At 58.8% G+C, this 12,833-nt stretch carries 16 protein-coding genes; 9 read left to right on the top strand and 7 right to left on the bottom strand.

The window, feature by feature from the left end; genetic code table 11:
* The first annotated feature begins 30 nt into the window (after nt 1–30).
* From I6L46_RS19700 to I6L46_RS19710, 3 genes are all read left to right on the top strand, one after another.
* Entirely contained in the window at nt 31–567 is a 537-nt protein-coding gene (locus tag I6L46_RS19700; RefSeq protein ID WP_216976859.1) for a glutathione peroxidase, read from the top strand.
* An 82-nt stretch (nt 568–649) separates the two neighbouring features.
* The gene (locus tag I6L46_RS19705; protein ID WP_216976861.1) at nt 650–1,585 is read left to right on the top strand and encodes a LysR family transcriptional regulator; all 936 of its coding nucleotides are present in this window, start codon (nt 650–652) and stop codon (nt 1,583–1,585) included.
* A gap of 182 nt (nt 1,586–1,767) precedes the next feature.
* Nucleotides 1,768–2,964, top strand: a complete 1,197-nt coding sequence (locus I6L46_RS19710; protein WP_005348874.1) for a NupC/NupG family nucleoside CNT transporter — start codon at nt 1,768–1,770, stop codon at nt 2,962–2,964.
* 101 nt (nt 2,965–3,065) lie between these two features.
* Here the strand turns inward: I6L46_RS19710 and I6L46_RS19715 are convergent, their stop codons facing one another.
* From I6L46_RS19715 to I6L46_RS19735, 5 genes are all read right to left on the bottom strand, one after another.
* Nucleotides 3,066–3,485 carry a DUF4426 domain-containing protein gene (locus tag I6L46_RS19715; protein ID WP_005340339.1) on the bottom strand — a complete coding sequence of 140 codons (420 nt, stop codon included), beginning with the start codon at nt 3,483–3,485 and terminating at the stop codon, nt 3,066–3,068.
* A gap of 43 nt (nt 3,486–3,528) precedes the next feature.
* The gene (gene yggU / locus I6L46_RS19720; protein WP_005340341.1) at nt 3,529–3,831 is read right to left on the bottom strand and encodes a DUF167 family protein YggU; all 303 of its coding nucleotides are present in this window, start codon (nt 3,829–3,831) and stop codon (nt 3,529–3,531) included.
* On the bottom strand, nt 3,831–4,382 hold the full coding sequence (locus tag I6L46_RS19725; protein WP_005341416.1) for a YggT family protein: 552 nt from the start codon (nt 4,380–4,382) through the stop codon (nt 3,831–3,833). Before I6L46_RS19725 ends, yggU begins: the two co-directional genes overlap by 1 nt.
* Nucleotides 4,383–4,393: 11 nt before the next feature.
* Nucleotides 4,394–5,218, bottom strand: a complete 825-nt coding sequence (proC, locus tag I6L46_RS19730; RefSeq protein WP_216976863.1) for a pyrroline-5-carboxylate reductase — start codon at nt 5,216–5,218, stop codon at nt 4,394–4,396.
* Nucleotides 5,219–5,360: 142 nt separating this feature from the next.
* Nucleotides 5,361–6,062: a YggS family pyridoxal phosphate-dependent enzyme gene (locus tag I6L46_RS19735; RefSeq protein WP_100654584.1), complete on the bottom strand. Its 702-nt coding sequence runs from the start codon at nt 6,060–6,062 to the stop codon at nt 5,361–5,363.
* Nucleotides 6,063–6,101: 39 nt separating this feature from the next.
* Here I6L46_RS19735 and tapT point away from each other — a divergent pair, with 39 nt between their 5' ends.
* The 4 genes from tapT (at nt 6,102) to I6L46_RS19755 (ending at nt 9,715) form a co-directional block, all read left to right on the top strand.
* Nucleotides 6,102–7,136 (top strand): type IVa pilus ATPase TapT, encoded by a 1,035-nt coding sequence (gene tapT / locus I6L46_RS19740; protein ID WP_005340354.1) that lies wholly within the window; start codon nt 6,102–6,104, stop codon nt 7,134–7,136.
* A gap of 28 nt (nt 7,137–7,164) precedes the next feature.
* Nucleotides 7,165–8,274 carry a type IVa pilus ATPase TapU gene (gene tapU, locus I6L46_RS19745; protein ID WP_005340356.1) on the top strand — a complete coding sequence of 370 codons (1,110 nt, stop codon included), beginning with the start codon at nt 7,165–7,167 and terminating at the stop codon, nt 8,272–8,274.
* Between the two features lie 47 nt (nt 8,275–8,321).
* Nucleotides 8,322–9,095 carry a peroxide stress protein YaaA gene (yaaA, locus tag I6L46_RS19750; protein ID WP_064338818.1) on the top strand — a complete coding sequence of 258 codons (774 nt, stop codon included), beginning with the start codon at nt 8,322–8,324 and terminating at the stop codon, nt 9,093–9,095.
* A gap of 194 nt (nt 9,096–9,289) precedes the next feature.
* Nucleotides 9,290–9,715 (top strand): hypothetical protein, encoded by a 426-nt coding sequence (locus I6L46_RS19755; protein WP_005340360.1) that lies wholly within the window; start codon nt 9,290–9,292, stop codon nt 9,713–9,715.
* A 359-nt stretch (nt 9,716–10,074) separates the two neighbouring features.
* Here I6L46_RS19755 and I6L46_RS19760 read toward each other — a convergent pair whose 3' ends face one another.
* On the bottom strand, nt 10,075–10,566 hold the full coding sequence (locus I6L46_RS19760) for a methylated-DNA--[protein]-cysteine S-methyltransferase (RefSeq protein ID WP_216976865.1): 492 nt from the start codon (nt 10,564–10,566) through the stop codon (nt 10,075–10,077).
* A gap of 41 nt (nt 10,567–10,607) precedes the next feature.
* Nucleotides 10,608–11,024: an alternative ribosome rescue aminoacyl-tRNA hydrolase ArfB gene (arfB, locus tag I6L46_RS19765; protein WP_021230947.1), complete on the bottom strand. Its 417-nt coding sequence runs from the start codon at nt 11,022–11,024 to the stop codon at nt 10,608–10,610.
* 201 nt (nt 11,025–11,225) lie between these two features.
* On the opposite strand from arfB, the gene glnK reads away from it, so the two are divergent.
* Both glnK and I6L46_RS19775 read left to right on the top strand, forming a co-directional pair.
* Complete coding sequence (gene glnK, locus I6L46_RS19770; protein WP_005341406.1) at nt 11,226–11,564, top strand: P-II family nitrogen regulator; 339 nt, start codon at nt 11,226–11,228, stop codon at nt 11,562–11,564.
* A gap of 258 nt (nt 11,565–11,822) precedes the next feature.
* Complete coding sequence (locus I6L46_RS19775) at nt 11,823–12,830, top strand: Fe(3+) ABC transporter substrate-binding protein (protein ID WP_005340374.1); 1,008 nt, start codon at nt 11,823–11,825, stop codon at nt 12,828–12,830.
* Nucleotides 12,831–12,833 lie beyond the last annotated feature (3 nt).

Consider the following 12,833-nt stretch of genomic DNA (forward strand, 5'->3'; position numbering starts at 1 on the left):
ATGATGGACAAAACAAAAGGAGTCTTGGCGATGAAATGGTTCACTCTGTTGCTGTTATTGGGGGCTGGCGCGGCCTCTGCGGCGTGCCCAGATTATTTCAATGTGGAGATGCGGGAACTCAACAATGCCCAGCGCCACAACCTCTGTCAGCTGACCGAGGGCAAGGTGGTGCTGGTGGTCAATACCGCCTCCTATTGCGGCTACAGCGGCCAGTTCCGCGATCTGGAGCAGCTCTACCAGAGCTACAAGGATAAGGGATTGATTATTCTAGGTTTCCCCTCCAACGACTTCTGGCAGGAGGCGGGCAACGAGACCAAGACCGCCGAGGTGTGTCGCCGCGACTATGGCGTCACCTTCCCGATGTTCAATCGAGTGGCGGTGCGGGGCTCCGATGCAGTGCCACTGTTCAAGGGGCTGGCGGCGGCCGCTGATGGGGATGAGCCGAACTGGAACTTCCACAAGTATCTGGTGGGGCGCGATGGCAAGCTGATCGCCAGCTACGGTGCCAACCAGAATCCGGCTGACGACCCCCTCAAACTGCAGATCACCCGGGCGCTGGGGCGCTGACCCTACCCCTTGGCGGGCGGCTCTGGAATAATGGGCTCCCGCCACTCAATCCGGTTATCTTGTGCTGCAACGTCTTCCTCAAATGGTGATCTTCGATGCGCTGGTGCGCGAGCAGGGGATCTCTGCCGCCGCCCGTCGTCTCGGGGTCTCCAAATCCCATATCAGCAAGCAGCTTGCGCTGCTGGAGACCACCCTTGGCGCCCAGCTGGTCCAGCGCACCACCCGCCGCTTCGTCCTGACCGAGCTGGGTCAGGAGTATGCCCGTCACTGTCATGCGCTGGTGGCGGTGGCGCAGGAGGCGGACTCCATGATCGCCGAGCGGCGCGGCAAGGTGAGTGGGGTGCTCCATCTCGGGGTGGGCCAATCATTTGGTCGTCTGCACGTCATTCCTCATCTCAAGGCGTTTCAGGATCGCTATCCCGAGCTGGAGCTGGAGGTCTCGCTGTTCGACCACAGAACCAATCTGGTGGACGAGGGGCTGGATCTTTGGCTCACCACCTATGAGGACAAGCCGGAAGGGCTGGTGGGGCAGCGGCTGGCCGACATTGGCTTCGTGGTGGCGGCTTCGCCGGATTACCTGCTGAGCCATGGCACGCCGCTTCATCCCAAGGATCTGGTCCAACACAATTGCATCACTTACCAGAGTCGGGAGCGACGCTATCACCAGTGGTCGTTTCGCCAGGGCAAGGAGCGTCAGACGGTGCAGGTGGCGGGCAACTATCGGGTGGATATGGCGGAGGCGGTGCGGGATGCGGCACTGGCCGGGCTCGGCATCGCCTATATCGCCAACTACTTGCTGGACAAGGAGTTACAGAGCGGCAAGCTGATCCCTGTGCTGCCAGGGTGGCGACCAAACCAGCAGATGGCGGTACACGCCGTTTATGCCCGGCGCGAACATCTGGATCCCAAGATCCGCCTCTTCATCGATTTCCTCAAGGCCCGCTTTGGCCCCGAACCCTATTGGGAGCAGCGACTTGTCCCTTGGCTCGGGGGGAAATTGTCCGGCGGTGAGGAATGATTGTTTCCATTTAAGAACTCTCGATTTCTCCTGATACTAAAACCGAACCAAATCAGCCAGTTGGCGCAACCGATATCGTGCAAACGTTTTTTCTAACAGGGTTGTAACCAAGCGGACTTGCAGTGACGGGGTGAGAGGCGCAGAATCCGCGCCCATCTTTTGCCCCACCTGATGGAGTCCCTATGATTGCCCTGCTCGGCATCCTGAGTATCCTGGCGCTTGCCGTCATCTGCTCTGATAATCGTCGTCGTATCCCGCTGCGAACAGTTGGCCTTGCCCTCTGCCTGCAAATCATGTTTGCCGGTCTGGTGCTCTGGCTGCCTGCCGGTCAGCATGTGCTGAACGGGGTCAGCGAGAGCGTAAGCAGCGTGATCGGTTATGGTCAGGAGGGGATCGCTTTCCTGTTCGGTGATCTGGCCAAGTTCAAGCTGGGCTTCATCTTTGCCTTCAACGTGTTGCCGGTCATCATCTTCTTCTCCGCGGTGATCGCCATCCTCTACCACATCGGTATCATGCCGCGGGTGATCGCCCTGCTGGGTGGTGGCTTGCAGAAGCTGCTGGGCACCGGCCGTGCCGAGAGCCTCTCCGCGACCGCCAACATCTTCGTTGGCATGGTGGAAGCGCCGCTGGTGGTCAAACCCTACCTCTCCAAGATGTCCGACTCTCAGTTCTTCGCTGTGATGAGCTGTGGTCTCGCCTCCGTCGCCGGTGGCACTCTGGTGGGCTATGCCAGCCTCGGGGTTGAGCTGAAATACCTGATCGCTGCGGCCTTCATGTCGGCCCCTGCCGGTCTGGCGATGGCCAAAATCCTGGTGCCGCCGGGAGCTGAAGAGGTCGATCACCATCAGGATGTGGAGATCCCCCGCGCCACCAACGTGATTGAAGCGGCGGCCGATGGCGCCATGTCTGGCCTCAATATTGCGGTAGCGGTCGGTGCCACCCTGCTGGCCTTCGTTGGCGTGATCGCCATGCTCAATGGTCTGCTCGGCTGGGCTGGCGGTCTGGTAGGGCTGGATCTGAGCTTCCAGATCATTCTGGGCTGGCTGTTTGCCCCCGTCTCCTGGCTGATCGGTGTGCCCTGGGATCAGGCGCAAGCCGCTGGCGCCCTGATCGGCACCAAGATCGTGGTCAACGAGTTCGTCGCCTTTATCGGTCTGGTGCAGGATCAGACTCTGAGCGAGTCGAGCAAGGCCATCGTGACCTTCGCCCTGTGCGGCTTTGCCAACATCTCCTCCATGGCGATCCTGATCGGCGGTCTGGGCTCCATGGTGCCGGAGCGCAAATCCTTCATCGCCCGTTACGGCATGCGCGCCATTCTCTCCGGCGTGCTGGCGAACCTGATGAGTGCCTGTCTGGCCGGTCTGTTCCTTGCCCTGTAACCGCTGCGGCACGGAATAGATGCAACAAGGGCGCCCTGATGGCGCCCTTGTCATATGGATAAAATGAAGCCCCGACCTTGGTCGGGGCTTCTTGTTGCTGCTCAGTCGACGTAGAAGGTCTGCTGGAAGCTGAGGTTCTGTTGCTGCCCACCGCCCATGATCTTCAGGGTGAACTGATAGGTGTCTTCGTTGCGGTAGGGGAGGGTTGCCAGATAGTAGATGGCATCCCCCTCTTTTACCTCCTGAAAGTTCAGGGTGCGGATGGTGCCGGTCAGGTTCTTGGCCTCACCGGTGATCCCCACGGCTTGCGCCACTTTCTGCTTGTCCTGTACCGCGATATTGATGATGGCGTTGTAGCGGCTGCGCTCCAGTCCATACGCCTTGGCGACCTCTGGTGTAAGGAAGCTGGAGTTGAAGGCGTTGTAGTGCACCAGCCAGGGGCCCAGCTCCTTCATCTGTTCTGCCTTGAGCGGCAGGGTCATCAGCAGTGCCAGCAGGCCACTCATCCAGGCTGTTTTCATCTGTCATCCCTCTCATATCTACGGTTGGCGCAGGCCGATTCATTCAGCCTTGCGTGTCATTCAGCAGCGCACTCACTTCTTGCGGCAACTGTTTGGGGCTGTCGATGGCGACGGTTTTGTGCCGTCCAAGCTCGCCCCGCACTATGGTGATCTGTCCCTTGGCCACCTTGAACTGCTTGGCCAGAAACTTGATCAGATGGCTGTTGGCTTGGCCATCGACGGGCGGCGCCGTGATGGCCACTTTCAGCTCTTCGCCATGCAATCCGATGATCTGATCCCGACTCGCCTTGGGCTGGATCACCAGATGCAGTACCAGTTCATCCCCTTGTTGCAGGACGGCTGGCATCAAATCATCCACCACAGCTGGCCGAACAGGTCACCCAGCAGGTAGTTGATGGCTTGCAGGCCGATAAAGGCGACCAGCACCGAGAGATCCAGCCCGCCCAGTGCCGGCAGTACGCGGCGGATAGGGGCGAGAAAGGGCTCGGTCAGCTGATGCATCACGTATTCGATGGGGTTGCGGCCCTGGCTGACCCAGCTCAGGATGGCGCGGATCAGCAGTACCCAGAAGATCATCGAGCCCGCTTTCTTCAGCACAGTCAGCGCGGCGAACAGGCTGATGCTGAGCCAGTCCGCCAGCAGTACGTTCATGCTCTTGAGCAGGGCCAGCTTGGCGAAGGCGATGGCCAGCGCCAGCACCACGGAGGCGAGGTCTATGCCGCCAAAGCCCGGGATAACGCGGCGCAGCGGGATCACCAGCGGATTGGTCAGCTTGACCACCATCTGGCTCATCGGGTTGTAGAAGTCGGCACGGGCCCACTGCAGCCAGACGCGCAGCAGGATCACCATCAGGTAGAGATCGAAAACGGTGTTAATCAGAAAGTAAGCAGTGTTCATCTGGGCTCCTGTTAGAAGAGGGTTTCCATTTCGGTGGCGCGAGCAACGGCCGCCTGCATGGCTTGCGCAGTCAGCGGCATCAGCCCCTGCTGCTGGAATGTCTTGATGGCTTCGGCTGTGGTGCCGCCCTTGCTGGTCACCTGTTCACGCAGGGTCTGCAGCGCCAGCTCCGGGTTTTGCTCCACCATGGCGGCTGCGCCCAGCGCGGTCTGCTGCACCAGCAGGCGTGCCTGATCGGGCGAGAAACCCATCGCCTCCGCCTCTTCGGCGATCGCCTGCATAAAGAGGAAGAAGTAGGCCGGAGCACTGCCCGCAGCAGCGATGACGCCGTTGATGCCGGACTCCTGCTCCACCCAGAGGGTCTTGCCGACCGCCTGCATCATCAGCTCGGCAAAGTCGCGATCCGCGGCGGCAATATGTTCGGGTGCATAGAGACCGGTCATGCCCAGACCCAGCAGGGCAGGGGTATTGGGCATGGTGCGTATGATGCGGTCATGGCCACCGGCCATCTCGCCAAGGCGCGCCACCTTGATGCCAGCCGCGATGGAGATGAGCAGCTTGCCCTCAAGGGATCCCAGCTCTTCAACCAGTGCTGCCAGCATGCCGGCCATCAACTGCGGCTTGACCGCCAGCACGATCACTTCGGCGTCGCGGGCCGCCTCGGCATTACTCTGGGTGATGCGAATGCCATGTTCGCTCGCCAGCGCTTCCAGCTTGGGTAGACTGGGGTTGGCAGCAGTGATCTGCCCAGCGGGATAACCCGCCTTGACCAGTCCGGCGATGATGCTTCGGCTCATGTTGCCCGCGCCGATAAAGGCCAGCGTTCTATGCTGCATCAGATGCTCCTGTTGCACATGGGGTCGCGGCGGGGTGGGTGCTGCCTGCACCACCAGACGCCAGAATTCGGTGTTCCATCAAACGCTCCTGTTGATGAAGTCGCGGCAAGAGGCGGACGTATGGGTTATCCGCTGGCCTTGCCTATGAGTAGTCACGGGCGCCGAAGATGGCGGTGCCGACCCGCACCATGGTGCTGCCGTGGGCTATCGCCAGTTCAAGATCCTCGGTCATGCCCATCGAGAGGGTATCCACCGTGGGGTATTGTCGCGCAAGCTCGGTGAACAGAGTCTGCATGCGGGTCATTTGGGCGGCCAGTACGCGCTCGTCACTGGTGTGCTCTGGAATGGCCATCAGTCCCCGCAGCACCAGTCGCTCACTTTGAGAGACCTGCTCGGCAAGGCGGAAAATCTCTTGTTCCGACGTTCCGGATTTGCTGCTCTCTCCGCTAATATTGATTTGCAGACAAACATTTAGCGGTGCCATTGTAGTTGGGCGCTGGTTGTTGAGGCGGTCGATCAGCTTGTCCCGATCCACGCTCTGCACCCAGTCGAACCGTTCGGCGACCAGTTTAGATTTGTTCGATTGCAAAGGGCCGATAAAGTGCCACTCTATGTCGCTATATTCCGGCTGCTGGCGCAAGGTATCGATCTTGGCCGCTGCTTCCTGAGCGTAGGATTCGCCAAAGCAGCGCTGACCTGCGGCATGGGCGGCCATGATGGCCTCGACCGGCTTGGTCTTGCTCACGGCCAGCAGGCGGATCTGCTGCAGGTTACGGCTAGCCCGTTCGGCGGCCTGGGCAATACGTTCCTTTACCTGAAACAGGTGCTGGGCAATCTGGTTCATATTTCGTTAGTGATCTTGTGATGGGAGAATGACAAGTCTATGGATATCACAGAGTTATTGGCTTTCAGTGTAAAGCATAAAGCCTCGGATCTACACCTCTCGGCCGGGGTTCCCCCGATGATCAGGGTTGATGGTGAGGTTCGCAAGATCAATTTGCCCGCCCTGGAACACCGGGAAGTGCATGCCCTCATTTACGACATCATGAACGACCATCAGCGCAAGGAGCTGGAGGAGAACTTCGAGGTCGATTTCTCGTTCGAGGTGCCCAATCTGGCCCGTTTCCGGGTCAACGCCTTCCAGCAGGCGCGCGGTTCGGGCGCGGTATTTCGTACCATCCCCAGCACTGTGCTGAGCCTCGAAGATCTCGATGCGCCGGAGATCTTCCGCAAGATTGCCGAGTTCCCGCGGGGTCTGGTGTTGGTGACCGGCCCGACCGGTTCCGGTAAGTCGACCACCCTGGCGGCCATGGTCAACTACATCAACGAGAACTTCCATCACCACATCCTCACCATCGAGGACCCCATCGAATTCGTCCACGAGAACAAGCGCTGCCTGGTGAACCAGCGGGAAGTACACCGTGATACCAAGAGCTTCAGCAACGCCCTGCGCTCGGCCCTGCGGGAAGACCCGGACATCATTCTGGTGGGCGAGATGCGCGACCTTGAGACCATTCGTCTGGCCATGACTGCCGCCGAAACCGGCCACTTGGTGTTTGGCACTCTGCACACCTCGTCGGCGGCCAAGACCATCGACCGTATCATCGACGTCTTCCCTGGTGCGGAGAAGGACATGGTACGCTCCATGCTCTCCGAATCCCTGCGGGCGGTCATCTCCCAGACCCTGCTCAAGCGCATTGGCGGTGGCCGGGTGGCGGCTCACGAGATCATGATGGGCATTCCGGCGGTGCGTAACCTCATTCGGGAGGACAAGATTGCCCAGCTCTACTCGGTGATCCAGACCGGGATGACCCACGGCATGCAGACCATGGATCAGAGCCTCAAGCAGCTGGTGAGCCGCGGCGTGGTGGCATCCCTTGATGCCAAGGCCAAGGCCGTCGATCCCAACAGCATTTAAGAGACTCGCACCCAGGGAGGGATAGATGATGAATCTGGATGATCTGCTGAGCGAGCTGGTCGAGCGAAAGGGATCGGATCTGTTTGTGACGGTGGGCTCGCCGCCCACCCTCAAGGTGAATGGCCATCTGGTGTCGCTGGGTGGGGAGGCGCTCGACAAGAAGGGGGCGCTGACGCTGGTCAGGGATACCCTCAGCAGCGATCACTTCGAGCGCTATATCCGCACCAAGGAGGCCAACTACGCGATCTATCGCGAGGCGCTTGGTCGTTTTCGGGTCAGCGCCTTCTGGCAGCAGGAGCTGCCCGGCATGGTGGTGCGGCGTATCGAGACCCGCATTCCCACCTTTGAAGATCTGCAGCTACCCAAGATCCTGCAAGAGGTGGCGATGGCCAAGCGGGGGCTGGTGCTGTTTGTCGGCGCCACCGGGGCGGGCAAATCGACCACCCAGGCGGCGATGATTGGCTATCGCAACCAGCATGCCGATGGTCACATTCTGACGGTGGAAGATCCGGTGGAGTTCGTCCATCAGCATGGTCGTAGTCTGGTGACCCAGCGAGAGGTGGGGATCGACACCGAGTCGTTCGATGTGGCGCTAAAAAGCTCACTGCGTCAGGCGCCGGACGTGATCCTGATCGGCGAAATCCGAAGTCAGGAGACCATGGAGTTTGCCCTGCAGTTCGCCGAGACGGGACACCTTTGTCTCGCCACTTTGCATGCCAACAATGCCAACCAGGCGCTGGATCGCATCCTCCATCTGGTGCCGCAAGACAAACACCGCCAGTTCCTGTTCGATCTCTCTTTCAACCTCAAGGCCATCGTCGCCCAGCAGCTGGTGCCGAGTATGGATGGCAAGCGGCGCTGCGCTGCGTTCGAGATCCTGCTCAATACCCCGCTCATCACTGACATTATCCGCAAGGGAGAGATGCATCGCCTCAAGGAGGTGATGACCAAATCCACCGAGCTGGGTATGCAGACCTTCGATCAAGCGCTCTTCAGCCTGTTCTGCGCCGGCCAGATTGGCTACAGTGAGGCACTCGCCCACGCCGACTCGGCCAACGACCTGCGACTGCTGATCAAGCTCTCCGGTCGCGAACGGCTTGGCACCGGCACGCTGGACAATGTGACACTGGATGAATGAATCATGGGGCCGCTCTGCCGTTCGGCCCCTCGCCATAAAGGAACGTTATGCTGATTGTGGTTTCCCCGGCCAAGACGCTGGATTACGAGTCACCGCTGGTGACACCCCGTTTCACCCAACCCGAGCTGCTGGATCACTCCGCCGAACTGATTAGCCGGGCCCGCCAACTGAGCCCTGACCAGATCGCCACTCTGATGAAGATCAGCGACAAGCTGGCCGGTCTCAATGCCGCTCGGTTTGCCGAGTGGCAGCCAGATTTCACCCCCGCCAATGCCCGTCAGGCGCTGCTGGCCTTCAAGGGGGATGTCTACACCGGTTTGGCGGTGGAGGATTTCAGCGAGGCCGATTTTGACTTCGCTCAGGCACACCTGCGGATGCTCTCAGGCCTCTATGGCGTGTTGCGTCCCCTCGACCTGATGATGCCCTACCGGCTGGAGATGGGGACCAGGCTCGATAATAGTCGCGGCAAGGATCTTTACCAGTTCTGGGGCGAGGTGATCACTCACCACCTCAACGACGCGCTGGCAGCCCAGGGGGATGAGGTGCTGATCAATCTGGCCTCCGACGAGTATTTCAAGTCGGTACGCCCCAAGAGCCTGAAAGGGCGGATTGTCACACCGGTGTTCAAGGATGAGAAGAACGGCCAGTTCAAGATCATCAGCTTCTACGCCAAGAAGGCGCGCGGCATGATGGCTCGCCACATCATCAAGCACCGTCTGACCGAGGTGGAGCAGCTGACCGGTTTCAACGCCGAGGGCTACTACTTTGTGCCGGAAGAGTCGGACGCCAATACCCTGATGTTTAAACGCGCCGAAAATTAATTACAAAAAGAGGGAACCAATCTTTCGACCCGCGGGTCTGAATATGTGAATCCTCTGTTGTAAGCACTTTTTATTCGCCGACGTTTGATACGTCGGCTTTTTTATTGCCGTTTTTATTGTCCATCGATTGCCTTCGCCGGGACTATGTGGTTCAGATAGACTCAAGACAGGGAGCGAGTCGTCGTGAGGTGAATATGGAACAGAAAAATGCCATTCGGCAGGTTGCCGTCCCTTGGGCTCCGTCCCGCCAGCTACCGCCCGGTCTGGTTGTGGCCGAGCTGCATCAGGATCTCTGGAGCGACTCTCTGACCATCATGCTGGGGCGGGCGCGCAGCATCGATCTGCCCCCGCAAATCCTCTGCCGGGTCTATTTTCGCCATATCTACGCCCTGCGTGTTATCGAAGATTGCGATCTGGCCGAGGGGAAGGATAGTCACGCTATCGAAGAGCAGATCCAGCTCATCACCCCATCCCGTTTTGCCAGCTGGTTCCATCAGGAGTCGGACGGCCTGCATCTGGATGAAGATCTGCAGCACTATCGCATCTCGACCTGGGATTATTGCGCCGATGTGCTGACCTCCTCGGCGCCGGAGCTGCAATTCCTGCCCCAGAGCGAGTAGCCAGTTGTTACGTCAGAGGCGAAGGATGATCCTTCGCCTCTTGGTTTTTGGGCGGTGGCAGATTTTGTGGCGCTCAGGCCACTCAACCTGGGTGGTGGCCTGTTGTGTTGGCACAAAAAAAGCGCCTCAGAGGAGGCGCGGGGAAAAAGACAGATTGGAAGCGTCACATGGGTGCTACTTGAATCAGCGAATGAGCCTTGCCATTCAAGTATGGAGCCATCATGCCAAGCTCAATCTGAAGTAGTTCTGAGGCGATTCTTCATTTTCTGTTCATCTTGTCAGCAAAGCGTGGCACTGGCTGAAAGCCTTTTCATTCTGGTTGCGATATTGCCCCGTCCCTCTCCGGGGTGGTCATCGTGTCATGGGGCCAGCTCGAATGCTGTGCCTGCCTGTTCCAGAGCCAGCAACCAGCGCTTGATGGGAATGCCGCCAGCATAGCCGGTCAGATCGCCGCTGCGTCCGATCACCCGATGGCAGGGTACTATGATGCTCAGCGGATTGTGGCCATTGGCAGCGCCTACTGCCCGCACTGCCTTGGGATTGCCGATAGCCTGGGCAATCTCGAGATAGCTCACGGTCTCGCCATAGGGGATATCACACAAAGCGTTCCATACCGTTTGCTGAAACGGAGTGCCCTTCGCTGCCATGGGCAGATCGAACTGCTGCAACTTTCCGGCGAAATAGGCGGTGAACTGGGTAAGATAGGGGGCCAGCGCCTTGTCATCCCTTTGCCAGTCAGTTTGCGGCATGACGGGCCGCTCTCCGTGCATGAACTCCACGTGGCGCAGGCCATCCTGATCGATGGCGACCAGCAGGGGGCCGCGGGCGCTGTCGCAAAAACTGTATCTCATCGGCTGACATCCTTTGGGGGCTGGGGTGGGTGGGGGCTGGCTCAGTCCAGAACCGGCTTGCCGCGGGCGGACTTGATATCCCCCTTGCGCTTTTTGGCATCGACCCGTTTGCGCTGGGAGCTGCGGGTCGGCTTGGTGGCATGGCGAGCCTTGGGGCGCCAGGCTGCTTTCTTCAGCAACTCCACCAGACGGCTCATCGCCTCCTTGCGATTCATGTCCTGGCTGCGATGGCTCTCGACCCGGATCAGGATAAAGCCATCGTGTACCCGGCTATCGCTCAGCTTGTCGAGACCCTCCTTGTAGAGGGGCGTCAGGCTGGGAGAGTTGCGGTAATCGAAGCGCAACCAGACGGCGGAGTCGGTCTTGTTGACGTGCTGTCCGCCGTTGCCCTGTGCCCGCATGGTCTGAAATTGCAGCTCATGCCAGGGAATCGTGACGCTGTTGGAGATAACTAACATGCTGTTTTGCTCTTGTTTGGTGCATACCCGCTGACCGCTGCAGCATGGTGCCTCATTATGGGGCGTGCTGGCCGGTTATGGGGATGTGCCTGACGAATGGCGCAGGCATTAAACTCTATCTATATGAAATAAAACAATAAAAATACTTGGCATAAGAATTGAAACCCGATTCATGACACACCATGGATTGGGAGCAACCAGATGAAGCTGATTAGTGCGATTATCAAACCGTTCAAGTTGGACGATGTCCGCGAGGCTATTGCCAACCTGGGGGTGGAAGGGCTGACCGTGTCCGAGGTCAAGGGATTTGGCCGCCAAAAGGGACACACCGAATTATACCGGGGAGCCGAGTATCAGGTCGACTTCCTGCCCAAGGTGAAGCTGGAGATTGCTACCGCCGATGATAACGTGGAAGGGGTAATCGAGGCGATCTGCAAGGCGGCCTATACCGGCAAGATCGGCGACGGCAAGATTTTTGTCTACGACTTGCTGCAAGCGGTGCGCATCCGCACCGGCGAGAGTGACGACGAGGCGCTGTGATGAACCGTATCCGTGACGTACAGATCTGTTGACCTCCCGACCTAGGGGAATCCCGATGGAGTGAGCGCTTATTGAAGCCTGATCAACATAACGTTTTGCTCAGAAGAGGCCGAATGGGATTCCATCCGGCCCTTTTCATTTATGGGCGATTAAATATGTGATGTGGCGACGGCGAGCTTTCTTGATCCGCTTATAAGATGTATGCAGAATGCAAACGGAAATCGTTATCACTCTGTATAGCTAATCAAGGAATGGATGATGAAAATGAAGATGTTGGCACTGGCTTTCTCTGCGTTGGCAGCTCAGTCGGCATTGGCGGCCGGGGAAGTGAATGTCTACTCCAACCGGCAGGATGAGCTGATCAAGCCCATCATCCAGCAGTTCGAGAAGGAATCTGGCATCAAGGTGAACGTGGTGTTCGCCAAAGAGGGATTGAACGAGCGTCTGGAGCGGGAAGGCAAGCTCTCTCCGGCCGACCTGATGCTGACCGTCGATATCAGCCGTCTGACCGATCTGGTGGACAAGGGGCTGGTGCAGCCGGTAGACAGCAAGATCCTGCAGGAGAACATCCCCGCCATCTATCGTGATCCGGAGAATCGCTGGTTCGCCCTGACCACCCGGGTTCGCGCCATCTACTCCAGCAAGGATCGCCTCGGCAAGCTCGACACCATCAGCTACGAAGATCTGGCCAAACCGGAATTCAAAGGAAAAATCTGCACCCGCAGCGGCAAGCATGAGTACAATGTGGCGCTGGTCTCCTCCATGATTGCCCATCACGGCATGGCCGAGACCAAAACCTGGCTGGAAGGGGTCAAGGCCAACCTGGCGCGCAAGCCGCAGGGCAACGACCGGGATCAGGTCAAGGCGATCAAGGATGGTATCTGTGACGTGTCACTCGGCAACAGCTACTATCTGGGCGCCATGTTGAAAGATCCGGCGCAGAAGTCCTGGGCGGATGCGGTCTATATCAACTTCCCGAACCAGGCTGACCGCGGTGCCCACGTCAACGTGAGTGGCGTGGCCATGACCAAGTATGCCAAGAACAAGGCCGAGGCCCAGAAGCTGATGGAGTTTCTGGCTGGTGACACCGCCCAGCACATGTATGCGGATGTGAACGCCGAATATCCGGTCAAGGCCGGAGTCGAGCCTTCCGCCATGGTCAAGTCCTGGGGCAGTTTCAAGTCTGACGCACTACCGGTCAGCGATTACGCCAAGCACCGCAAGGACGCCTTGCAGTTGCTGGATGAAGTGAAGTTCGACTTGTAATCA

This window comes from Aeromonas sp. FDAARGOS 1416, assembly GCF_019048085.1.
GTDB lineage: Bacteria > Pseudomonadota > Gammaproteobacteria > Enterobacterales > Aeromonadaceae > Aeromonas > Aeromonas veronii.